The 23,205-nt window shown below is 42.3% G+C and carries 20 protein-coding genes and 5 tRNA genes; 19 read left to right on the top strand and 6 right to left on the bottom strand.

The window, feature by feature from the left end; genetic code table 11:
• Window positions 1–11 precede the first annotated feature (11 nt).
• The 6 genes from pbp4b to AXI57_RS05880 form a co-directional block, all read right to left on the bottom strand.
• Entirely contained in the window at window positions 12–1,349 is a 1,338-nt protein-coding gene (gene pbp4b / locus AXI57_RS05905; protein ID WP_061669530.1) for a penicillin binding protein PBP4B, read from the bottom strand.
• A 60-nt stretch (window positions 1,350–1,409) separates the two neighbouring features.
• Window positions 1,410–2,777, bottom strand: a complete 1,368-nt coding sequence (locus AXI57_RS05900) for a PTS transporter subunit EIIC (RefSeq protein ID WP_010787458.1) — start codon at window positions 2,775–2,777, stop codon at window positions 1,410–1,412.
• A 27-nt stretch (window positions 2,778–2,804) separates the two neighbouring features.
• The gene (locus AXI57_RS05895) at window positions 2,805–3,656 is read right to left on the bottom strand and encodes a MurR/RpiR family transcriptional regulator (RefSeq protein WP_061669529.1); all 852 of its coding nucleotides are present in this window, start codon (window positions 3,654–3,656) and stop codon (window positions 2,805–2,807) included.
• A gap of 12 nt (window positions 3,657–3,668) precedes the next feature.
• Window positions 3,669–4,586, bottom strand: a complete 918-nt coding sequence (gene murQ / locus AXI57_RS05890; protein ID WP_061669528.1) for an N-acetylmuramic acid 6-phosphate etherase — start codon at window positions 4,584–4,586, stop codon at window positions 3,669–3,671.
• A 107-nt stretch (window positions 4,587–4,693) separates the two neighbouring features.
• Window positions 4,694–5,176: a GNAT family N-acetyltransferase gene (locus AXI57_RS05885; protein WP_061669527.1), complete on the bottom strand. Its 483-nt coding sequence runs from the start codon at window positions 5,174–5,176 to the stop codon at window positions 4,694–4,696.
• 14 nt (window positions 5,177–5,190) lie between these two features.
• The gene (locus AXI57_RS05880) at window positions 5,191–5,646 is read right to left on the bottom strand and encodes a 2-thiouracil desulfurase family protein (protein ID WP_061669526.1); all 456 of its coding nucleotides are present in this window, start codon (window positions 5,644–5,646) and stop codon (window positions 5,191–5,193) included.
• A gap of 183 nt (window positions 5,647–5,829) precedes the next feature.
• Between AXI57_RS05880 and AXI57_RS05875 the strand changes: the two genes are divergently transcribed.
• The 19 genes from AXI57_RS05875 to skfA all read left to right on the top strand — a co-directional run bounded on the left by AXI57_RS05875 (window position 5,830) and on the right by skfA (window position 23,156).
• Window positions 5,830–5,904, top strand: a tRNA-Glu gene (locus AXI57_RS05875).
• Window positions 5,905–5,907: 3 nt separating this feature from the next.
• Window positions 5,908–5,983, top strand: a tRNA-Val gene (locus AXI57_RS05870).
• A 3-nt stretch (window positions 5,984–5,986) separates the two neighbouring features.
• Window positions 5,987–6,059: transfer RNA gene (locus AXI57_RS05865), tRNA-Thr, on the top strand.
• 19 nt (window positions 6,060–6,078) lie between these two features.
• Window positions 6,079–6,163 (top strand) — tRNA-Tyr (locus AXI57_RS05860).
• A 4-nt stretch (window positions 6,164–6,167) separates the two neighbouring features.
• Window positions 6,168–6,239, top strand: a tRNA-Gln gene (locus AXI57_RS05855).
• A 229-nt stretch (window positions 6,240–6,468) separates the two neighbouring features.
• Window positions 6,469–7,032: an RNA polymerase sigma factor SigW gene (gene sigW, locus AXI57_RS05850; RefSeq protein ID WP_003327877.1), complete on the top strand. Its 564-nt coding sequence runs from the start codon at window positions 6,469–6,471 to the stop codon at window positions 7,030–7,032.
• 13 nt (window positions 7,033–7,045) lie between these two features.
• Window positions 7,046–7,672, top strand: coding sequence for an anti-sigma-W factor RsiW (gene rsiW / locus AXI57_RS05845; RefSeq protein ID WP_003327878.1), 627 nt, complete (start codon window positions 7,046–7,048; stop codon window positions 7,670–7,672).
• Between the two features lie 176 nt (window positions 7,673–7,848).
• Entirely contained in the window at window positions 7,849–8,670 is an 822-nt protein-coding gene (gene cdaA, locus AXI57_RS05840; protein WP_003327879.1) for a diadenylate cyclase CdaA, read from the top strand.
• A complete protein-coding gene (locus AXI57_RS05835) occupies window positions 8,663–10,102 on the top strand; it encodes a CdaR family protein (protein ID WP_010787464.1) in 1,440 nt (479 codons plus the stop codon). The genes cdaA and AXI57_RS05835 overlap by 8 nt, the downstream gene beginning before the upstream one ends.
• A gap of 23 nt (window positions 10,103–10,125) precedes the next feature.
• On the top strand, window positions 10,126–11,472 hold the full coding sequence (glmM, locus tag AXI57_RS05830; protein ID WP_003327882.1) for a phosphoglucosamine mutase: 1,347 nt from the start codon (window positions 10,126–10,128) through the stop codon (window positions 11,470–11,472).
• A 432-nt stretch (window positions 11,473–11,904) separates the two neighbouring features.
• On the top strand, window positions 11,905–13,707 hold the full coding sequence (glmS, locus tag AXI57_RS05825) for a glutamine--fructose-6-phosphate transaminase (isomerizing) (protein WP_061669525.1): 1,803 nt from the start codon (window positions 11,905–11,907) through the stop codon (window positions 13,705–13,707).
• 890 nt (window positions 13,708–14,597) lie between these two features.
• On the top strand, window positions 14,598–16,115 hold the full coding sequence (locus AXI57_RS05820; protein WP_061669524.1) for an NADH dehydrogenase subunit 5: 1,518 nt from the start codon (window positions 14,598–14,600) through the stop codon (window positions 16,113–16,115).
• Window positions 16,116–16,129: 14 nt separating this feature from the next.
• Window positions 16,130–18,748 carry a DUF2309 domain-containing protein gene (locus tag AXI57_RS05815; protein ID WP_061669523.1) on the top strand — a complete coding sequence of 873 codons (2,619 nt, stop codon included), beginning with the start codon at window positions 16,130–16,132 and terminating at the stop codon, window positions 18,746–18,748.
• Between the two features lie 75 nt (window positions 18,749–18,823).
• Window positions 18,824–19,351, top strand: a complete 528-nt coding sequence (locus AXI57_RS05810; RefSeq protein ID WP_003327886.1) for a carbonic anhydrase — start codon at window positions 18,824–18,826, stop codon at window positions 19,349–19,351.
• Between the two features lie 67 nt (window positions 19,352–19,418).
• Complete coding sequence (locus AXI57_RS05805) at window positions 19,419–19,709, top strand: DUF6407 family protein (RefSeq protein WP_061669522.1); 291 nt, start codon at window positions 19,419–19,421, stop codon at window positions 19,707–19,709.
• Window positions 19,710–19,764: 55 nt separating this feature from the next.
• Window positions 19,765–20,127, top strand: coding sequence for a Na-translocating system protein MpsC family protein (locus tag AXI57_RS05800; protein WP_010787469.1), 363 nt, complete (start codon window positions 19,765–19,767; stop codon window positions 20,125–20,127).
• Between the two features lie 710 nt (window positions 20,128–20,837).
• Window positions 20,838–21,140 (top strand): ArsR/SmtB family transcription factor, encoded by a 303-nt coding sequence (locus AXI57_RS05795; RefSeq protein WP_003234907.1) that lies wholly within the window; start codon window positions 20,838–20,840, stop codon window positions 21,138–21,140.
• Between the two features lie 131 nt (window positions 21,141–21,271).
• Entirely contained in the window at window positions 21,272–22,444 is a 1,173-nt protein-coding gene (locus AXI57_RS05790; RefSeq protein ID WP_061669521.1) for an MFS transporter, read from the top strand.
• A gap of 544 nt (window positions 22,445–22,988) precedes the next feature.
• Window positions 22,989–23,156: a sporulation killing factor gene (skfA, locus tag AXI57_RS05785; protein ID WP_035174941.1), complete on the top strand. Its 168-nt coding sequence runs from the start codon at window positions 22,989–22,991 to the stop codon at window positions 23,154–23,156.
• Window positions 23,157–23,205: the final 49 nt, after the last annotated feature.

Genomic DNA, 23,205 nt, shown 5'->3' with positions numbered 1-23,205 from the left:
GACTTGTAATTTCATTCCATTGCTTCATAAATCGCGGTAATCACGCTTCCGTAACTGCCGGTCGGAAATCGATCTCCTTCAAACACATTCGGATTTATATCGGGATTCACTACAGGTGAATGTTTTTTATTTGTTAAAAGCGCGATGCCTAAGTTGTATTCAGGGTCAATGATTGTAACCGTGCCGGTCCAGCCTGTATGGCCGTAAGCTTTCTCGCTCGCGTAAGGACCGAACATCCACTCCATATCTTTACTGCCGTTTCTTCTCCAGCCAAGTCCGAATGTCGGATCTGTTTCGGATGGAGACGTAAATAGATCTGCGGTTTGCCGGTTAAATAATGATACTTTTTTGTAGCTTCCGCCGTTTAACATGACTTGCAGAAGAACTGCCATATCATCCACCCGTGAAAATAATCCGGCATGGCCTGAAACGCCGCCCATCGAGTAAAATGCTTTTTCATCGTGGACTTCCCCTTGCAGGGTTTCGGATCGGATATTGGGGAAGTGTATAGCGCCGTCTCTTGTATTGCCCAGCCTCTCGGTTGCAGCGAAGTTCTTTGGCTTAAAGCCTTTTTGAAGCGGATTATAGACCGTATGTGTCAGTCCGAGCGGCTTGTAAAGCTCTTGCTCTGTATAGACATCAATTGGCTTGCCGGTAATGTTTTCGATGATACACCCCAGCAACATATACCCGATATCACTATATACGTGTTTTGTCCCGGTTTCGTATTCTAAGGGGATTTGAGTAAGGTACTGAATCGTTTTTTTACGGTCCTGTGAATAATAGTCCCCGGCAGAATCCGGTCGATAGAAATAAAAGCTGGATGGCAGCCCTGATCGGTGCTGAAGGACATCAATCACACGAACAAGGCTTTTTCCTTTGATTTTATCTTCTTGGTGATCTTTGAATTCAGGCAAGTAGGCAGAAACCTTTTGATAAATGTCCAGTTTCCCTTGGCTGACTAATCGCTGAAGAGCAAAGTTGGCTGCGTACATTTTGGTGTTAGAAGCTAAATCAAACATCGTATCGGTTTTCATTTTCATTGGATGACGCAAAAGTGTGTCCCCATCGTATTTTTTGCTGTAGCCATATGCTTTCTTTTTGATGATGCGTCCGTCCTTGACGACGATAAGAACGGCTCCCGGAAAGCCTGCTGCAATGTCATGTTCAATCATTCGATCAACCTTCCTTAATTTCTTGGACGAAAAGTGTGATTTTTCTGTATTTAATGGTTTTGTATAGACTGGATCGGCTGTTTGTCGGAGGGATGTTTGTGCCAATGCCCCATGCGGCATCAAAACTGAGACTGTCAATAATGAGCTGAGTATCGCCAGAGTCATGATTTTCATAAGATCGCTCCTGCTATAAAAGTGTCGCCATGCCGTTTACTATCCCAAAACAGCCCGGCCTTAATCGAATTCATCCGCCATTTCATCTTTAAAACCGAATGCGTACGTTAACAAAAAGCCAGCCGCGTATGCAATCAACAGTCCTATTAAGTACAGAACGATTTGGTGTGTATGGACGAGAAAAGTAAGCGGCAGTCCTGATACTCCAATTGATGTCGTGGCAATTTGAAATTGGGCTTGAAATGCGCCGCCGACGCCTGCTCCTAAACAAGCTGTCAAAAATGGGCGGCCGAGCGGAAGTGTCACACCGAAAATAAGCGGTTCGCCGATACCGAGCAGACCTGACGGAATCCCGCCTGCGATCGCTCTCTTTAACGCGGTCTTTTTTGTTTTGATGAAAATGGCAAAGGCTGCGCCGACCTGTCCTGCGCCTCCCATGGCTAGTATAGGAAGGAGCGGGTCATCCTTGATAGACTGAATTAATTCAAGATGCACTGGCGTTAATCCTTGATGAAGGCCCGTTACGACAAGCGGGAGGAAGGCTGCGCCCAGTATAAACCCGGCAAACACACCGCCAACTTGTAAAATGGCTAACAGACCCGAAGTGATCAGATCGGAAATGAATCCTCCGGCCGGCATAAAGATCACATATGTCAAAATGCCGGTTAGAAGCAGCGAGATAGTAGGAGTAAGGATAATATCAAGTGATTGAGGAATAAAACGGCGAACGAATTGTTCTGTATAGGCAATGAATATAGCTGCGAATAAAACGCCGATCAGACCTCCCCTGCCTGGAAGCAGGTGTTCACCGAATAAACTGATGTTCGCAATCTCTGGATTGATAATCAAAATGCCTGCCAGAGCGCCAAGCGCGGGTGTCCCGCCAAATTCTTTGGCTGCATTGATGCCGACAAGAATGCCGAGATATGTGAACAGCCCGGAACCGATAACCGTTAAAATAAGCGCTATTTGAGATTCTTTAGGGAGCCACCCCGCCTGAACGACGGCTTTGGTAATTCCGGTGATTAGTCCTGATGCGACGAGTGCGGGAATAAGAGGGATAAAGATGCTGGCGATTTTCCGCAAAAACAGTTTAAACGGAGTCGCATTCTTTTTATTAATGGCCGCTTTTTTATTCGCGGCCGCTTCTTTTAAATTGAAATCTTCGCCTGATGACAGAAGCTTAGAGAATGCGGCAGTGACATGGTTGACGACTCCTGTGCCAAGGATGATTTGCAAGGTTTCGGCTTCGACAACGCCAAGAACGCCGTCAAGCTGTTTTAAAGCCTTAATATCAGTTTGGTCAGAATCATAAGGCGTGATCCGCAAGCGTGTCATGCAATGGGTATAGGATGAGATATTGGCTTTACCGCCGCAATACTCTAGGATTTTTTCCGCCAAAGTGCTGTAATATTCTTCTTTGCTCATGCAAAACCCCTCCCAATTTTGAAAAGCTTATGTCTTTTTCATGGATCGGATGGCTTCTCTTGTTTTATCTATATAACCGACTGTTTCTTCATATCGCTCCGCTGCCATGCCTAAAAATAGCATATCAATCATAAAAAGCTGAGCGAGGCGGGAAGATGTGGCGGCACTGCGAAATGGTGCTTCATTTGAATGAGCGGTATATAAGGAAACATCAGCTAAAGAGGATACAGAGGTCTGGCTGAATTGCGTAAGGCTCATTGTGGTAATCCCCTTTTCCCGCGCCATAGAAAGAAGGTCAATCATTTCCTGTGTTTCTCCTGAAAAAGAAATGGCAAAGACAATGTCGCGCTCGTCGGCATTCGCGATTAAAGACGCCACCAGATGTGTATCTGTAAAAGCTGTCGCCTGTTTATGAATGCGTAGCCATTTTTGCTGAGCGTCTTTGGCGACAATACCTGAGGCGCCGACGCCGATAAAATGAACGGTAGAGGCTTGGCAAAGCATAGAAACCGCGCGTTCAAGCTCTTGATAATCGAGCATATCAGAGGTATCTTGGATGGCTTGAATGGCATTGCCTGCCGTCTTTTCAGCAATCGAGTATAGCGGCTCGTGGGGAGCGATGTCTCTGTAGCCTTGAAGAGAGGGCTTCATAAGATCTCCCGCTATTCTCATTTTGAGATCTTGAAACCCTTTCAAACCGAGTGATTTACATAGTCTGATGACTGCCGCGTCACTCGTGTCGGCTGAGGTGCTGATTTCATTGACAGTGCTGTTTACGGCTTCATGGGGATGCTTTAATATGTAGTCTGCAAGTTTTCGTTCTGATTGAGGGAGTTTATGCTTCATTGATTGAATGATAGACAATCCGCCGGTAGCCATATGACTCTCTCCTTATGTTGAATGGTAGTGTTCAATTGCTTTGTCGATAAAACCGTCCGCTTTGTTAAGTAAAGCCGTCGCGCGGTGTTGGTCGGTATTGGTTTTCAGCATGACAATGGCTGTTTTGACGTGAAGATTGGCATTTTCGAGTGTTTCTTTAGCTATTTCATATGAAACTCCTGTGACGCTTTGAATAATCCCGATAGCGCGTTCTTTTAGTTTTTTGTTGCTGATTTTGACATCTACCATCAGGTTTTCATACACCTTGCCGACCCGAATCATCACGGCAGTTGAAATCATGTTTAGAATCATTTTATGAGCGGTTGCCGCTTTCATGCGTGTAGAGCCTGTAATGACTTCAGGGCCGACGAGAACTTCAATGCTGTGGTCCGCTTCTTTACTGATAACTGAATCTTTATTACAGGTGAGAGATACTGTCTTTGCCCCGATTTTTCGGGCGTATTTCAGCGCGCCGGCGGCATATGGTGTCCTGCCGCTTGCCGCAATTGCGATGAGTGTGTCGTTTGCGGTGAGCCCTATCTTCTTCAAATCTTCGACTCCGGCCTCTTCATGATCTTCAATGCCTTCTGAAGCCCGCAAAAATGCGTCCGCGCCGCCCGCCATTAATCCGATCACTTTCTCAGGGCTTACGCTGTAGGTGGGAGGGCATTCCACTGCATCTAACACGCCGAGTCTGCCGCTCGTGCCTGCTCCCGCATAAATGAGCCGGCCCTTATTTTGAAATGAATCAAATGCAAAATCGACTGCGGTTTCTACATCAGGAAGAACTTGTTGAACGGCCTCTGCGACCTTAAAGTCTTCATTGTTGATCATTTGTAAAATCTCCAGTGTTTTGGCTGTATGAATACTGGAGGTTTGTTTGTTTCGCGATTCGGTTGTTAGATGATGGATGTTCGGTTGTTCTGACATTTACATGCCTCCTTATGAATAATTCTTACTATTCAGTATATGTTATTTTGGAATGATATTTCAATAACGACTAGGTAATTATAAAATTTTATTTCAGTCATCGCATTTTAGAGGTAATAATGAAGAATTAATTGTTCGCCGATCGGTCCGATTTTTCTGCGCCCTTTATCCAAAAAACCTGTTTTCATATAAAGGTGTTTCGCACGGGTGTTTAGTTGATTGACCGCAAGCAAAATTTCATCACACCAAGGGAAATATGCGCTTACAAACGCGGGAAGCTGGAGCATAGCCTGTTTTGCATAGCCTTTTCCGTGATGAACAGAATTAATCGACAAGGCGCTGAGTAATATGGCGTACGGATTATTGGAATAGGGAGCGATGGTTTCTTTAGATATATGTAAAATGAAAAAACCGACTGGAAGATCTTCTTTTAAAATAACGACCGGATAACGGTCTTGGATCGTTATTGCTTGTGTAAGCACATCCTTAGGCAGTGCCGTGAAGCGTTTATCGGTCTCCTTAAGTTCAAAATCAGCAAGCTCTGATAAGTGTTCCGGCTTGTATAAGGATAAAGATACATCGTTGTTCATAGGATTGCCCCCTTTTACATGATGTCGTCTAGCTGATGTTCAGAAATGACACGGTAGCCTGCCTGCTTTAAAAGAGCGGAGGTCACACCATTACCGGCGATTTTTTGGCCTGAGAAATCTCCATTATAAATAAAGCTGCTTCCGCAGGACGGACTGTTCTCTTTCAAAATGACAGCAGAAGCCTGTATCTCTTCAGCATAGGCCAATGTTTTGGCAGCGCCCTCCACATATAAATCGGTTACATCCTCGCCTGATGCGGTGATGATTTTTGCTTTGCCTGAAAGTACGTCTTCGCCCGTGCCTCCAATGATCTCGGCCGGTTCGCGCGGAGTCGTGAAGCCGCCGAGAAGCTCGGGGCAAGCCATCATCGCCTTATTTTCTTCGATAAGCCGCCGGATTTTTTGTGAAGCTGCATGGGAGCCGTTATATCGGCATTCAATACCCGCCAGGCATGAGCTGACTAATATCATATGAATGGTCTCCTCTCATAGCGTGTTATAGCTCTATCATAAAATAAATGTCCGCGGATTGAAGGACTTTTTCAGTTAAAAAAGGGGTAAAAAAGTTTGAAAATAAAAAAAATAAATTTTCTCTTTACAAAAGGTGTACAACCTGTATATAATAACTTTTGTCAGCTTAACGGAAACAAAAACGGCCCGTTGGTCAAGCGGTTAAGACACCGCCCTTTCACGGCGGTAACACGGGTTCGAATCCCGTACGGGTCACCAAATGGAGGATTAGCTCAGCTGGGAGAGCATCTGCCTTACAAGCAGAGGGTCGGCGGTTCGAGCCCGTCATCCTCCACCATTTGCCGGCCTAGCTCAATTGGTAGAGCAACTGACTTGTAATCAGTAGGTTGGGGGTTCAAGTCCTCTGGCCGGCACTGTTTTCCAAATGAATATGGAGGGGTAGCGAAGTGGCTAAACGCGGCGGACTGTAAATCCGCTCCCTCAGGGTTCGGCAGTTCGAATCTGCCCCCCTCCACCATTTTTGGGCTATAGCCAAGCGGTAAGGCAACGGACTTTGACTCCGTCATGCGTTGGTTCGAATCCAGCTAGCCCAGTCACAGACACCTTTTGTTAAAAAGGTGTCTTTTTCTTTGCTGAATCTTTTCGTTTTTTGATTATTAACCATATATACTATTTTTAAGCATATATTAAGGTAGTATATTGTCGATTTTCCATCTACACCCTGCCAAAAATTTGATAAACTATTTTTATAATAAAAAATGAAACCTTTTGAAACGAAGTTCGTATACATACAGACCGGTGAAGGCAGAGGTTAGATAAAACATGGAAACAATGATCAAAAAAAGAATTAAGCAAGTAAAAAAAGGCGACCAAAACGCATTCGCAGACATCGTAGATATTTATAAGGACAAAATTTATCAGCTTTGCTACCGTATGCTTGGCAATGTGCATGAGGCGGAGGATATTGCACAGGAGGCTTTCATCAGAGCGTACGTCAATATCGACAGTTTTGATATTAACCGGAAATTTTCGACATGGCTTTACAGAATCGCAACCAATTTGACCATCGACCGTATCCGTAAAAAAAAGCCGGATTATTACCTGGATGCAGAGGTGGCGGGTACAGAAGGCCTGACTATGTATTCGCAGATCGCCGCAGACGGTGTTCTCCCGGAAGACGCAGTACTGTCGCTTGAGCTGTCGAGCACCATTCAGCAGAAAATATTAAAGCTTCCAGACAAGTACAGGACTGTCATCGTATTAAAATATATTGATGAACTCTCATTAATTGAAATCGGCGAGATTCTGAACATTCCTGTGGGAACGGTGAAAACAAGAATTCACAGAGGCAGAGAGGCTCTCAGAAAACAATTAAGGGATCTTTAAGTGGGGTGATGAAATGAGCTGTCCGGAACAAATTGTTCAGCTTATGCATAAACATCTTGATGGAGATATCCTTCCGAAAGATGAAAAAGAATTAAAAGACCATTTGCGACTATGCGAAGGGTGCAGAAAGCACTTTTACGAGATGGAGAAATCCATAGCGCTTGTCCGGAGCACATCGCATGTTGAGGCCCCTGCCGACTTTACCGCTAATGTGATGGCGAAACTGCCCAAGGAGAAGAAAAGAGCATCAGTTAAAAGATGGTTCAGATCCCATCCTATTATCGCGGCCGCGGCGGTATTCATTATCCTGATGGGCGGAGGGTTTTTCAACAGCTGGCACAGTGACCACAATTTCAGCGTGTCAAAGCAGCCGAATCTCCTGGTGCATAACAGCACTGTCATCGTGCCTGAGGGCGAGACGGTGAAAGGCGATGTCACTGTAAAAAACGGCAAGCTTATTATTAAAGGGAAAATAGATGGCAATGTGACAGTGGTAAACGGTGAGAAATACATGGCGTCTGCAGGACAAGTTACCGGTGAGATCGAGGAGATTGATGAATTATTCGACTGGGTTTGGTATAAAATGAAGTCAGCGGGACAAAGTGTAGTACACGCCGTAAACCCGAACGGAGAAGAGTAAAGCATTTCTGCTTTACTCTTTTTTTATAAAGCAATAACAAGTTTTGGGCGGCTGTGCGATTTCACTTGAGAAAACAAAATGTGGTATAATGGGCTCGCTATGTAAAGTACATATGCCATTGTTGAACGAAAATTGACATAAGAAACGAAATGACTGAATTCTTGGAGGACGAGGAAATGGCTTTTGAGGATATCCCTTTTTTGCAGTACCTCGGCAATGCCGTTGATATTCTCCTTGTTTGGTATGTGATATATAAATTAATTATGGTGATACGGGGCACGAAAGCGGTCCAGCTCTTGAAAGGGATCGTTGTCATCGTGTTAGTCCGGACCGCCAGTTCATATTTGGGATTCAGCACACTATTGTGGCTGACAGACCAAGCGATAACATGGGGATTTTTAGCAATCATCATTATATTCCAGCCGGAGCTGAGAAGAGCGCTTGAACAGCTTGGCCGGGGCCGTTTTTTTTCAAGAAGCGGCACTCCTGTGGAGGAAGCACAGCATAAGAAAATCGAAGCGATTACAAAAGCGGTTAATTATATGGCAAAACGCCGGATTGGCGCCCTTTTAACAATTGAACGGGATACAGGTATGGGGGATTATATTGAAACGGGTATTCCGTTAAAGGCTCAAGTGAGTTCTGAGCTTTTAATCAATATCTTTATTCCGAATACCCCGCTTCATGACGGGGCCGTCATTATGAAGAATAATGAAATCGCGGCAGCCGCCTGTTATTTGCCTCTTTCCGAAAGCCCGTTCATTTCTAAGGAACTGGGTACGCGGCACAGAGCCGCTGTCGGCATCAGTGAAGTCACGGACAGTTTAACGATTATTGTGTCCGAAGAGACCGGCGGCATCAGTGTAGCGAGGAACGGAGACCTTCACAGAGAATTGACAGAAGAAGAGTTGAAAGAAATGCTTGAAGCCGAGTTTAAGAAAAATTCCAGAGACACTTCTTCGAATCGCTGGTATTGGAGGGCGAAGAAAAATGGATAAATTCCTAAACAACCGCTGGGCTGTGAAGATCATCGCGCTGCTTTTTGCACTCTTGCTATATGTTGCGGTGAACAGCGAACAAGCGCCGACTCCAAAAAAACCAGGGGAATCATTTTTCCCGACATCGACAACTGATGAAGCAACACTGACGGATATACCCGTCAAATCGTATTATGATGAAGAAAATTACGTCGTCACAGGTGTTCCGCAGACGGTGAATGTAACGATAAAAGGCACAACAAGCGCTGTCAAAAAAGCGAGACAGACAAAGAATTTCGAAATTTACGCCGATATGGAGAAGCTGAAGACCGGCACACATAAAGTAGAACTGAAAGCCAAAAATGTTGCCGAAGGGCTGACGGTTTCAATCAATCCATCTGTGACAACGGTGACGATTCAGGAAAAAACGTCGGAAAGCTTCCCCGTTGAAGTCGAATATTATAATAAAAATAAAATGAAAGAAGGCTACTCCCCGCAGCAGCCGATTGTCAGTCCGAAAAATGTTCAGATTACCGGTTCTAAAGACGTAATTGATAATATTTCTCTTGTCAAAGCGTCAATTAACCTTGAGAATGCAGATGAGACGATTGAAAAGGAAGCCAAAGTAACCGTCTATGACAAAGACGGGAATGCGCTCCCTGTCGATGTTGAGCCGTCAGTGATCAAAATCACGGTCCCGGTGACAAGCCCGAGCAAAAAGGTACCCTTTAAAGTCGAGCGTACGGGCAGCCTTCCTGATGGTGTCAGCATTTCTAATATAGAGTCAAGTCCGAGCGAGGTAACCGTCTACGGCCCTCAGGATGTATTGGATTCGCTTGAATTTATCGACGGAGTTAACGTTGATTTAAGTAAAATTAGTAAGGACACAGAGATGGAGGCAGATATTCCGCTTCCAGACGGAGTGAAAAAAATATCGCCTGAAAAAATCACATTAAATATTAAAGTGGACAGCGAGGCCGATAAGGATTTTGACGGAGTTTCCATTAAAACGGTGGGGCTGAGCAGCACGCAAAATATTGAATTTCTTGATCCGAAATCCAAAATGATGAACGTCACTGCAAAAGGTTCTCCCAGTATTATAGACAGTCTGAAGAAATCAGACGTCGAGCTGTATGTCAATGTCTCAGATCTGGACGACGGGGAACACAGCGTCAAGCTTGAAGTAAACGGTCCGCAGAATGTAACGTGGTCCTTGGCGAAAAAAAACGCCAAAATAAGGCTTACATCTAAAAACAGCACTTCTTCAACTGAGAAGAAAGACAGCAGTACGTCCGGCAATCAGAATGAAAGTGACCAGACAGATGAAAAAGAGAGTGACCAAAAAAAGAATCAGGACAGTGACAAGAGCAAAGATCAAAAACAAGACAAAAACCAAGATCAAAACAATGATCAAAACGAAGATGAATCAGATACAGATTCACAATCTTCATGAGAATGAAAAAGGAGCGATTATAAATGGGCAAGTATTTTGGAACAGATGGTGTAAGAGGTGTTGCCAACAGTGAACTTACACCTGAGCTGGCCTTTAAAGTCGGTCGTTTTGGCGGGTATGTGCTGACAAAAGATAAACAACGTCCAAAAGTGCTGATTGGCCGCGATACACGCATTTCCGGACATATGCTGGAAGGAGCCCTTGTCGCCGGACTTTTATCAATCGGAGCTGAAGTGATGCGTTTGGGTGTCATTTCAACACCGGGAGTTTCTTATTTAACCAAAGCCATGGATGCCGAGGCGGGCGTTATGATCTCCGCCTCTCATAATCCAGTACAGGACAACGGCATTAAGTTTTTCGGAGGAGACGGATTTAAGCTTTCAGATGAACAGGAAGAGGAAATCGAGCGTCTGATGGATGAGCCTGAGGATAAGCTGCCAAGACCGGTCGGAGCTGATCTTGGCCTTGTTAATGACTATTTTGAAGGCGGGCAGAAATATCTGCAATTCTTGAAGCAGTCAGCGGACGATGATTTCACAGGCATTCATGTAGCGCTTGACTGTGCACACGGTGCCACGTCATCGCTCGCGACACATCTGTTTGCAGATTTGGATGCGGACGTGTCGACAATGGGAACCTCTCCGAACGGCTTAAATATTAACGACGGAGTCGGCTCAACGCACCCTGAGGCGTTAAGTGCTTTCGTAAAAGAGAAAAACGCCGATATCGGCCTGGCTTTTGACGGTGACGGCGACCGCCTGATTGCCGTTGATGAAAAAGGAAATGTCGTGGACGGCGATCAAATCATGTACATATGCGCGAAATACTTGAAATCTGAAGGGCGCCTGAAGGAAGAAACAGTTGTTTCGACAGTAATGAGCAACCTCGGCTTCTACAAAGCCCTTGAGAAAGAAGAAATCAAAAGTATCCAGACGGCAGTCGGCGATCGTTATGTCGTAGAGGCAATGAGAAAAGAAGGCTACAACGTCGGAGGCGAGCAGTCAGGACACTTAATTTTCCTTGACTACAATACAACCGGCGATGGACTGCTGTCAGCGATCATGCTGATGAACACGCTCAAAGCATCCGGCAAACCGCTGTCAGAGCTTGCGGCTGAAATGCAGAAATTCCCGCAGCTTTTAGTGAATGTAAAAGTATCTGATAAGTATAAAGTGGAAGAAAACGAAAAAGTAAAGGCAGTCATTTCTGAAGTCGAGAAAGAAATGAACGGTGACGGCCGTATTTTAGTGCGCCCGTCGGGTACGGAGCCGCTCGTTCGTGTCATGGCTGAAGCTCGGACAAAAGAACTTTGTGACGAATATGTCACAAGAATTGTTAATGTCGTCCGGTCAGAAATGGGAATCGAGTAACGAAACGTATAAACAGAGAAGAGAACGAGACAAGCGCGATTGGCATAGAATGATTGTGAGACATGTTGCAAAGACGGTTCATAAATCAATTGACCATTCTTGGCACATGTTGTAAAATCAAGCTTGTCTTGTCTTTGTTTTTCATTCAACAGGAAAGGCAGGATAGTAAGGTACTTATAATTATAGCGCCCGGACTAAGCGCCCGAAAAACGGCTTAGTTGACGAGGATGGAGGTTATCGAAATTTCGGCGGATGCCTCCCGGCTGATTTATCAAGATCACAGCCGTAAGGATTTCTTCAAACCAAGGAGGCGACTCCTTGAACAAAGAGAAATCACATGGTCTTCCAAAATAACATGTATGAGGGGACGACTGAAAGTCCCCATGAAATTGGCTTTCTTCGTCTCCTTGTATAACTTAGGAGGAAGAAAAAATGTGTGGTATTGTAGGTTATATCGGTCAGCTTGATGCGAAGGAAATCTTGTTAAAAGGGTTGGAGAAGCTTGAGTATCGCGGCTATGATTCCGCCGGTATTGCAGTTGCGAATGAACAGGGCGTACATGTGTACAAAGAAAAAGGGCGCATCGCCGATCTTCGTGAAGTCGTAGATCAAAACGTCGCTTCTCAAGCAGGTATCGGACATACACGCTGGGCAACTCACGGCGAACCAAGTTATCTGAATGCCCACCCGCATCAAAGCGCATTAGGCCGCTTTACACTTGTTCATAACGGCGTGATCGAAAACTACGTTCAGCTGAAGCGCGAGTATTTACAGAACACAGAATTAAAAAGCGATACAGATACGGAGGTTGTCGTTCAAGTAATCGAGCAATTTGTAAACGAAGGACTTGAGACAGAAGAAGCGTTCCGCAAAACACTTACACTGTTAAAAGGCTCTTATGCAATTGCTTTATTCGACAACGAGAACAAAGAAACGATTTTTGTCGCAAAAAACAAAAGCCCGCTATTGGTCGGACTTGGAGATACATTTAACGTTGTTGCATCTGATGCGATGGCGATGCTTCAAGTAACGAATGAGTATGTGGAGCTGATGGATAAAGAAATGGTGATCGTCACTGATGACCAAGTTGTGATTAAAAACCTTGACGGTGAGATCATGACACGTGCGTCTTATATCGCAGAGCTTGATGCCAGTGATATCGAAAAAGGCACATACCCTCACTACATGTTGAAAGAAACGGATGAACAGCCGCTTGTCATGCGCAAAATCATCCAAACGTACCAAGACGAAAACGGCAAGCTTTCAGTGGCAGGCGATATCGCTGACGCTGTAGCTGAAGCGGACCGCATTTACATTGTTGCTTGCGGAACGAGCTACCACGCGGGACTTGTCGGAAAACAATACATCGAAATGTGGGCAAACGTGCCTGTGGAAGTTCATGTTGCGAGCGAATTCTCATACAATATGCCTCTTCTATCGAAAAAACCGCTTTTCATCTTCCTTTCTCAAAGCGGAGAAACAGCGGACAGCCGAGCAGTTCTCGTACAGGTAAAAGCAATGGGCCACAAAGCCCTGACGATTACAAACGTACCGGGATCAACTCTTTCCCGTGAAGCGGATTACACATTGCTTCTTCATGCCGGCCCTGAAATTGCCGTTGCATCAACAAAAGCATACACTGCACAAATTGCCGTTCTGGCAATCCTTGCATCAGTGGCTGCTGAAAGAAACGGCGTTGACATTGGTTTTGACCTCGTTCAAGAGCTGGGAATTGCAGCGAATGCAATGGAAGCCCTTTGCGATCAGAAGGATGAAATGGAAATGATCGCCCGTGAATACCTGACTGTTTCAAGAAACGCATTCTTCATCGGCCGCGGCCTTGACTACTTCGTATGTGTCGAAGGCGCGCTGAAGCTGAAAGAGATTTCTTACATTCAGGCAGAAGGCTTTGCCGGCGGTGAACTGAAGCACGGAACGATTGCCTTGATCGAAGAAGGAACACCTGTCTTCGCATTGGCGACACAAGAACACGTCAACCTAAGCATCCGAGGGAACGTAAAAGAAGTTGCCGCCCGCGGCGCCAACACGTGCATCATCTCGCTGAAAGGCTTAGACGATGCGGATGACAGATTCGTATTACCGGAAGTAAACCCAGCGCTTGCTCCGTTGGTTTCTGTTGTGCCATTGCAGCTGATCGCTTACTATGCTGCGCTGCATCGCGGATGTGATGTTGATAAGCCGCGTAACCTTGCGAAGAGTGTTACTGTGGAGTAATAAATGTTTAACCCCTTTGGTTATTAGCCAAAGGGGTTTTTTATAGAAGGGCTAACATCTGTTCGTTTATAAGTGAACGGATATTTTTATTTTACAGGTGATTTTGTATGGATCTCATTTAACAATGATAAGGACAGGTGCCTTATAATAAGATGCAGCAACGAAACATTTAATCACATCAAGATTCAAAAAAATATGTGCCATTGGTCAGGAGAATAAGCCATAATTCATTGAAGCTGTACTCACTGTCCAAGATGTTGAGGAAATTTTACTTTACATCCGAATCGAACAAAAGCTACAAGCATTTTTCCAAATCTATTAGAGAGAAATGTAGTTACCATGTAGGGAGGAAGATTTGATACTACATTCTCTGTACTCCAACATCAAATTTGATTTCCACTGAATTAGATTATGTTTTTGTTGACAATGTTTAAAATTTAGCATATCTTATACTTAACTTAATAACGGCACAGATGTTTATTTTCGTTTGTTTAATTATTAGGTCTTTAGCATTCTTTCAACTAATCTTGACTGGATGAAAAAGAATCCTAATTTAAATGGAAGAGAAACATAAGTCGATTTATTTGATAATCAAGCACTATATTAAATAACGATAATTTCATTCCTTTAGAAGGAAGTTAAAACATTTTATAAAGTAAAAGACCAATAATAAGGTAGCTCTTCAAAAAACTTTGCAGAAGTTAGTTGAAGTGAAGCCGACAATTTTCAAGATTCAATGATCTAACATAATCATTGAAATTTTGAAGTTGTCGGCTTTTTTGTTGGGGAAAAATGAAGATAGATAAAAATTGTATTAAATAATAGAAAAATATGATCTGATTTAAAGGTCTTTTGAACAATAACGAGATCTAAAAAAGGGAGAAGTTAGAATGTTAGTTTCGCTGAGTTTATCATCATTATTAACATTATTTTTTATTACGCTTATTGCTTCTGGGATAAGTGGACTATTGTTTTTACATCCACGTGTACCTTTGAGTTATGTCCGCATTCATATTGGTATCTTGGCTTTACCGCCTTTGGTTTCCTTAGTGAATCTTGCCAATAGGAGTGTGGAAGGAAATGTTGGCCCTTGGCACTTCGATTCCTTAGCTTGGTTAATGACTTTCTTTGTTTTGACAATTGGTTTAATCATTCAGCGTTTTTCTGTACGTTACTTAATGGGAGACCGATCTTATCGAAAATATTTTACGCTGTTTACTTTCACTACAGGTGCCGCTTCAATTGCGTGGTTAAGTGGTGATCTCCGCTTGATGGTTATATTTTGGGGAGCAACTCTTGTCGGTTTAACCCTGCTTATAAGGTTAAACAGTGCTTGGCAAGTCGCTAGTGAAGCAGCCAAGGTTACTGGCCGATTATTTTTGGTAAGCTGGTTTTCTTTGTTTTTCGCGATGATTTGGCTTTTTCAAGTCACAGGTCAATGGCAGTTATCATTGGTTTTAACAAATGAAAGCTTAGCTCAATTGGGGGCATGGGAGAGAACAGGGATTCATTTATTGATTGTACTAGCAGTGATGATTCCTGCGGCTCAATGGCCATTCCAAAGATGGTTAATTGAGTCTATTGTTGCTCCAACTCCTGTTTCTGCGATTATGCACGCAGGTTTAGTAAATGCAGGAGGGATTATACTAACTCGATTTTCACCTCTATTTAATGGTGGTATAGCATCGGTTATTTTACTTCTGCTTGCTGGCATCTCAGTATTGATTGGAACTGGCATTAGTTTAGTCCAGGTTGATTATAAACGCCAGTTAGTAGGCTCCACGATTGCACAAATGGGGTTTATGCTCATTCAGTGTGCATTAGGAGCCTATATAGCAGCCATTATTCATCTTATTTTACATGGCTTATTCAAAGCTACGTTGTTTTTACAGGCTGGTTCGGCAGTACGGAGTCATGAAGTATCAGCTCGCGCTAATAAAGGAACATCCTATTTATGGATCATGGCTGGTCGGATTTTATCCTTAGGTATAGGCGTTGCTTTTTGGCTCGCTGCTCCTGGAGAGGGGTATCAATTCATTAGTGCGCTGATCTTAGGGTGGTCATTGTCCGTTTCTTGGACTCAGCTTGTAGCTTTTGGAGAGGGAAGAATGGGTCGAATTGCCGGCTTAACATTTTTAGGAGGAGCAGCCTTTGTATATTTTATCATTCATAACCTCTTCTATAAGTGGCTGCATACAAGCGTTTTTCAAAGTGTTCAACCTCCAATGTCAGCTGTCATCATTGTCGTATGTCTCTTACTATTTGGCAGTGCTTTAGGTACTTGGGTTGCTCGTCATCGTTCATCAGTTTTCTTCGCAGTACTCTATCTTTGGTTAGTACGATTAGGTGAAGCAAAACCAAAGACAGTAGAGAATCACCCAGACTACCTTAAACAATATTTATCATAAGGAGCTAATCAGAGATGGGCATTACATCCGTATTAACGAAAGAAAATGTAAAAAAGAAAGATACAGATATTGATGTTCAAGAAAGTGACATTCACGTTTTAATTACATCTGCCAGCCGAGTGATTGCGCCACTTTGGCCTATTTCTACCTTTGCTGCACGTAATCCGTGGATGGGACTTGAAAACCAGCCTTTTGATCAGGTTGCAAGTTGGCTGAAAAATACTCGTGATGTTGATATATACCCTAGTGCTTCTATGATCCGTTCAGCAAAGAATAAAGGCGAGATTGATAAAGACTATGTGGAAATGGGGCTACAGTGTTGGCTTGATTCACATTCCTTTAATATCCCGCGGGACGTGGTAGAACGATTTTGTCATGCTGGATTAAAATTAGATCCACTGCCTTCCAACCTTTTATCATCACATAAGCTGGAGCAATTGGTGAATGAATGCAGTGGACTGGATCATATCGAGAATGTTTTTATGCAACCAATCAGTTCGTATATAGAGAATCAGGATGGTGAAAGGTTAGTCAATATACTGGATCATCATGTCATTAAGTGGTGTAAATTATATCTTGATGACTCTCAAGCAGGCTGGACAATGCCCAATCGTGAGGAAGGTTTCTATCGTGCCTGGCAGCATCTCATTCAATATGATCCAGCACTTAGTAAAAAGCAGCGTGAAAGGTTAAAAGGTTGGCCGCAAGAGGCACATATGGCTTTACAAGAGGCGTTATTCGCACTAGAAATCCCCGAATCAGAAATACAGCGTTATCTTGAAGGTCATTTACTTTCCTTACCTGGATGGGCAGGGATGATGCTTTGGCGCTCCCAACAATTGAGCCATGAACATGCACTCCTGACAGAATATTTAGCGATTCGAATATCCATGGAGTGGGCCCTTATAAAGCCATATTTACCTTTGAATAATGAACGATCTGGGAAAGAAATTTCGATTACTCCCCTTTTAGCAGCTTGGATTCATTGGGGGGGCCTTACATTAGAGGAATGGTCACAGATGCCGGCCGATGAACAAAACGAATATTTATCATTTGCCTACAGCTTTGATGAGAAACTTCGCAGGAAACTTTGGTTAGAAGCTTGGGAACAAACATACACTGATCAATTAAGTCAGAAGATCATCTCGAAACAACGTGAAACCAACCGTAAAAAATCTGCATTAGCTCAATTAGCATTCTGCATCGATGTACGATCAGAACCTTTTCGTCGTCAACTAGAAAAAGAAGGTCCGTTTGAAACGATTGGTATTGCTGGTTTCTTCGGGGTGCCGATTGCAACTTGTGAACTTGGCAGTAAACACAGTCATGCCTCCTTGCCGATCATACAAAAACCACAACATAAAGTTAAAGAGTTCGTAGATGAAGATGTACTCGAAAAATACAACCAACGCAAGCGGGCAGTTAATTCTGTAGGCCATACATTTAAAACGATGAAACAGAATGTACTTACGAGCTTACTTCTACCTGAGTTAAGCGGACCTTGGCTTAGTCTGCAAATGGTGGCACGCAGCTTTGTGCCAAGAAGAGCAGATCGTTTCATTCGTAATCTTCGTGAGACTTGGTTACGCAAACCGGATACAAAACTCTCGATTCATCATGTTAATGACATAGAGGCAGAGATACCTGTGGGTTTTACTGAAGAAGAAAAAGTGAACTATGCTCGACAAGCTCTAAAAATGATGGGGTTAACAGAAAATCTCGCACCATTAGTTGTGATATGCGGACATGGTAGTCAAAGTACCAATAATCCTTATGCCGCGGCTCTTGATTGTGGTGCCTGCGGTGGAGCGGCCGGCGGATTCAATGCAAGAGTTTTAGCTGCTTTATGTAATCTTTCAGAGGTAAGAGAAGTTCTTTTAACTGAAGGAATTAAAATCCCGGAGGATACGGTTTTTGCCGCCGCTGAACATAATACAACGGTGGATGAATTACATTGGCTTTATGTACCAGAACTTTCCGAAGCTGCACAGGAAGCATTTGAACATATCGAAGCTATTATGCCGAAAGTGAGACATAACGTAAATGCAGAACGTCTAGCCCAATTACCGAATTTCCAATCGAAACTTAAAAATCCGAAGGCTGAGGCACACCGATTTGCGGAAGATTGGAGTGAGATACGTCCGGAATGGGGATTGGCTCGTAATGCCGCTTTTATTATCGGCAAACGTGAACTAACTAAGGATTGTGATTTGGAAGGAAGAGCCTTTCTTCATAATTATGATTGGACGCAGGATGAAAGCGGTGAGCTCCTAGCAAATATTATTGCAGGGCCTGGAACTGTGGCCCAATGGATTAATTTACAATATTACGCATCAACGGTAGCACCTCATTATTATGGCAGCGGAAGTAAAGCAACTCAAACCGTTACTGCAGGTCTCGGAGTTATGCAGGGGAATGCAAGTGACTTGTTATCCGGACTGCCTTGGCAATCTGTCATGCAATCAGATCATGAGGCTTATCATTCTCCTCTACGTTTGTTGATCGTCATCCAAGCACCTAGACAACATGTAGAACGGTTATTAAATAATGACTCAGTATTTCTGCAAAAAGTTCAAAATGGATGGGTTCGACTGGCTAGTATTGATCCAGAAGGATGTTGGGAAAGCTGGTAACTATTAATATAAACATTTATCAAATGGATTTGTTACTCAATATAAAAATGATAAACATAAGAAGAGGTGTGCTATATGAATGTAAATAAAAAAGTATTATTTTTGACGGACATTGAAAACGGCTTGGAGCCTATTTTACAAGAAGTGACTAACACTCCAGCAGAAAATATGCTGACTATACAAAGCTATGGTGCCGCTATCTCACATCCTTATGAAGAAATAATGAGGTCTGTTATTATTGCAATTTATCAGGAAAACGTTGAGGAGGTTTTTGTTGTAGGAACAAAAGATAAGAGGACTTCAACAGGTCATGTACTAACTCAACTTGAAACAATGAAAGATAAAATACAAACATTGGATTATCTTTTTCAAAATTGCAGGCCTGAATTTTCAGGTGGTACATTCGATGAATGGCTAAATGGGGATGAAAATAGTAGTGACGCTATAGAAAAAAGTGTTGATATCATTCGTAATCATCCACTAGTGCCATCATATGTTAAAGTTAAAGGTTTAATTGTTAATCATAAGGATGGAAAATCCTCAATTGTTGAGGTTCCTGCTATTAAAACGGCGTCAAGCTTACCTGATCATTGCTTGTCATGATGAAATGGAAGGAGTCAACTTCTAGGCACCCATATATGGGGGAGAAAGCAGTTCTAAGGAGAATGTAATGGGCGCTAATTTAACTGATTTTGTCACGAAAACAATAGAGGAAATGAGTCAGTTTGATCATGAAAATATGGAATGTCTGAAAAAAATAATTAGAAAATCAATTGATTTTTATCATTTAAAATCTTATGAAGAAGTTGAGGAAACCCATTTAGGGAGCGTTCGATTTTTGCATGTACACTCTATTATGGAAGAAAATATGTTATCCAAAATGATAGTGGCCTCTAGAAACTGTAAAACTGATTTGGATATTGAAGGTGTATATGAAGGACATGTTGTAAGAGAATATTAATGTGACGAAATAAAATAGAATATGCCAATTTTTTTGCTCAGGAGATGTTTTATATATGAAAAAATCGAAAGGTTCTTTTGAATCAGAGATCAGCAAGTCAATTACTCATTGGGAAAAGGATTATCTTGGGCGTGGGTCTGTATCTGTTAAGACCGATATATTACGGGATATGATCATCGTTAATTTAAAAGGAATTTTAACACCAGCTGAATATACAGTTTGTCGAACAAAAGAGGGTATGTTATCTATAAAACAAACTCGTTCGGAGTTAGTTGAATCAGGTATAGAAGGTCTTAAGGATATCATCCTAACGATAACTGGAGAAAAAGTGAAAAGTTTTCATACTGACTTAAGCTCTCGGACAGGTGAACGAGTGATGGTATTTAAATTATTTAATGATCTAGAGAAAAATCTATAATATAAAGAATTAAAATCTTTTATTAAACACTACTACTCAAAAAATGTCTGCGATTACTATTCGAGCTAAGTAGAGGGCTGAAACATTCTGTTTATTCGTTTAAAATTTTACTTTTTTGAACAGGACGGAAGTTATTATTAATTGAACATAATTTTACAGTTCTTGCATCATTGATGATTTAAATTCACAACCTAAGCAGATGCAAAGAGGTATCAATTCATAACACACTGTCTTGTTTTTCCTGAAGATTCAATGGTTCACTTCGAAAGATCTAACATCCGCTTTTGTTACGAGCGGATGTTTTTTACAGTCTATTTAAAATACATGAATGTGATGCTGGTGGATCACTTGATATTAAATTCATTTTAATTGGAAGTCATGAAAAACATTCTTAAATACCCGAACACAAGCATTCGAGGAAACGTCAAGGAAGTTGCCGATCGCGGAGCAAACACATGCATCATTATGGCTTTGAAGCGAAAATTTATGATGTTATGGATATTGGAGAGATAAAAAAGCAGTATTAGCGCAAAGTATATATAAAGCAACGCTTTCTAATGGTCAATCTAGCAGTAATGCGAAAGTTAAGTTTTGTAATACCACCAACGGGACTGAAATAAGTTTCAGATTTTTAATGTCTAAAAAGAAGTCAGTCATCAAAAATGAAAAAACAAATTGACATATCGGAATATAACGATATAATAATCGATATGGAACCAATTGAAGTATTCAAAGCCTTATCAAATGAATCAAGGCTGCAAATTTTACAATGGCTGAAGGAGCCTGATCGTCATTTTGCACCCCATGAAGGGATTGATATGAATACAATCGGGGTATGTGTCAGTCAAATAACAGACAAATTGAAAATGACGCAATCAACGGCTTCCCAATATCTCACCATCCTTTTAAGAGCCGGCCTGATTAAGGCGGAACGAATCGGAAAGTACACGTATTACAAAAGAGATGAAGAAGCCATTGGGAAACTTGCTGACTTTCTTAAAACAGAGATTTAAAAAATAAACATCAAAAGATGTTTATTTTTACATCAAACATATCGACATATTACGATGTGTTTATTTTTTAAAATTAACATATCGTTATTTCGTGATATGTAGTTTTATTAATGATTAAGGAGTGAACGTTTATGTCTAACACCTGGAAAATATATATTTTAGCCATTGTCAGCTTTTTAGTCGGAACTTCAGAGTACATCATTTCCGGAATTTTGGATCACATTGCTCATACACTCGGGATAACCTTGGCTGCCGCGGGCCAGCTCATTACAATCTTTTCACTTGTATATGCTCTTTCTACACCCGTACTTATGGCATTGACAGCAAGTATGGATAGACGCAGATTGATGATGTATGCTCTCGGTTTGTTTGTGTTCGGCAATATCTTGGCCTTTGTCCTGCCTGGTTATGGATGGTTTATTGCAGCACGGATCATTATGGCGATGGGAGCAGGTGTTGTTGTTGTCACCGCATTAACGATTGCCGCTAAGATTGCGCCGGAAGGGAAGCAGGGCAGTGCCATCGCTACGGTCGTTATGGGATTTACCGCTTCTTTAATCATTGGTGTTCCGCTTGGAAGATTGATAGCAACAGCATTAGGCTGGAAGTCTGTATTTGGTGCAATTGCTTTGTTGGGATTGATCGCAATGGCCGTTATATTCTTTACTCTTCCGCATACTGAAGGAGATAAGCCCGTACCTTTGCTTCAACAGCTTGCCCTTTTCAAAAAACGGAAAGTAGCGATGGGATTATCAATCACTTTCTTCTGGCTCGGGGGATATTCTGTTGCTTATACCTATTTGTCACCGTATCTCTTGAACATTTCAGGAATAAGCGGCAAGCTGCTTAGCGGTGTTTTGCTTATATTTGGATTTGCCAGTTTGGTTGGATCAAAGTTTGGGGGATATAGCACCGATAAATGGGGAGTGCCCTTTACACTCGTTGGCGGGATGACATTGCATATCGTCACACTGATTCTGCTGTCACTTGTCACCCATTCCTATATCGGAGTGTTGGTGATTCTGATATTATGGTCGTTTGCCGCATGGTCTACCGGTCCGACACAGCAATTTCACCTGGCTACAATAGAACCGGAAATGTCAGGTGTTTTGCTTAGCATTAATCAATCAATGATGCAATTAGCCATGGCAGTCGGCGCAGGAATAGGAGGGGTTTTTGTAGAAAACGTATCATTGGCCTCGATTACTTGGATTGGTGCATTAGGGGTTATGATTGCAATTATTGCATCATTGATGATATTTAATTCACAACCGAAACAGGCGCTAAAAGATATCAATCAATAAGACACTGCTTTGTTTTACTTCTTAAAATTCACTAGGTTCATTTTGAAAGATCTAACATCCGCTCGTAAATACAAGCGGGTGTTTTTTACAAGCTGTTCAAAGTCCGTCCATAAGCCTTCCAAGGGCCGACATCGTTCTGTATGTGTCGAAGGCGCACTGAAGCTGAAAGAGATTTCTTAAGGCCCCGATGAGGCTGCTTTTTTTAAAAAATATAACCATCGTTAACACATAGCTTTCTATACGTACAACTATTTTACGTGTATAGTTTCGGGTTATCCGAAAAAATGGAGACTATGTTTGGCATTCTATTAGCCATCGGTATTTATATCAAAATGAGTCGCCGTTTTGGCGTTTTTTTAATTTCTTGTCGACATTTTTCTATTATAAAGAATCAATAAAATAAATTCTAATTATAGTTATTTAATGAAAATTTTAGGATAAAATACAAAATTCCCCTTACTTCGACAATTGCAATCTGGTATTATCGTATCGCATGGAAGCTATGCCAATAGACTCTATGCAAAAATTGAGAGGAGGTTTACTTATGAAAAGAAACCAAAAAGAATGGGAATCTGTGAGTAAAAAAGGCCTTATGAAGCCGGGAGGTACTTCGATTGTGAAGGCTGCTGGCTGTATGGGCTGTTGGGCCTCGAAGAGTATTGCTATGACACGTGTTTGTGCACTTCCGCATCCTGCAATGAAAGCTATTTAACATTTGAGAATAGGGAGTTGAGCATATTTGCTTATACTCCTTATTTTCT

It is taken from the genome of Bacillus atrophaeus, assembly GCF_001584335.1.
GTDB lineage: Bacteria > Bacillota > Bacilli > Bacillales > Bacillaceae > Bacillus > Bacillus atrophaeus.
This window is presented reverse-complemented; position numbering and strand designations above follow the sequence as displayed.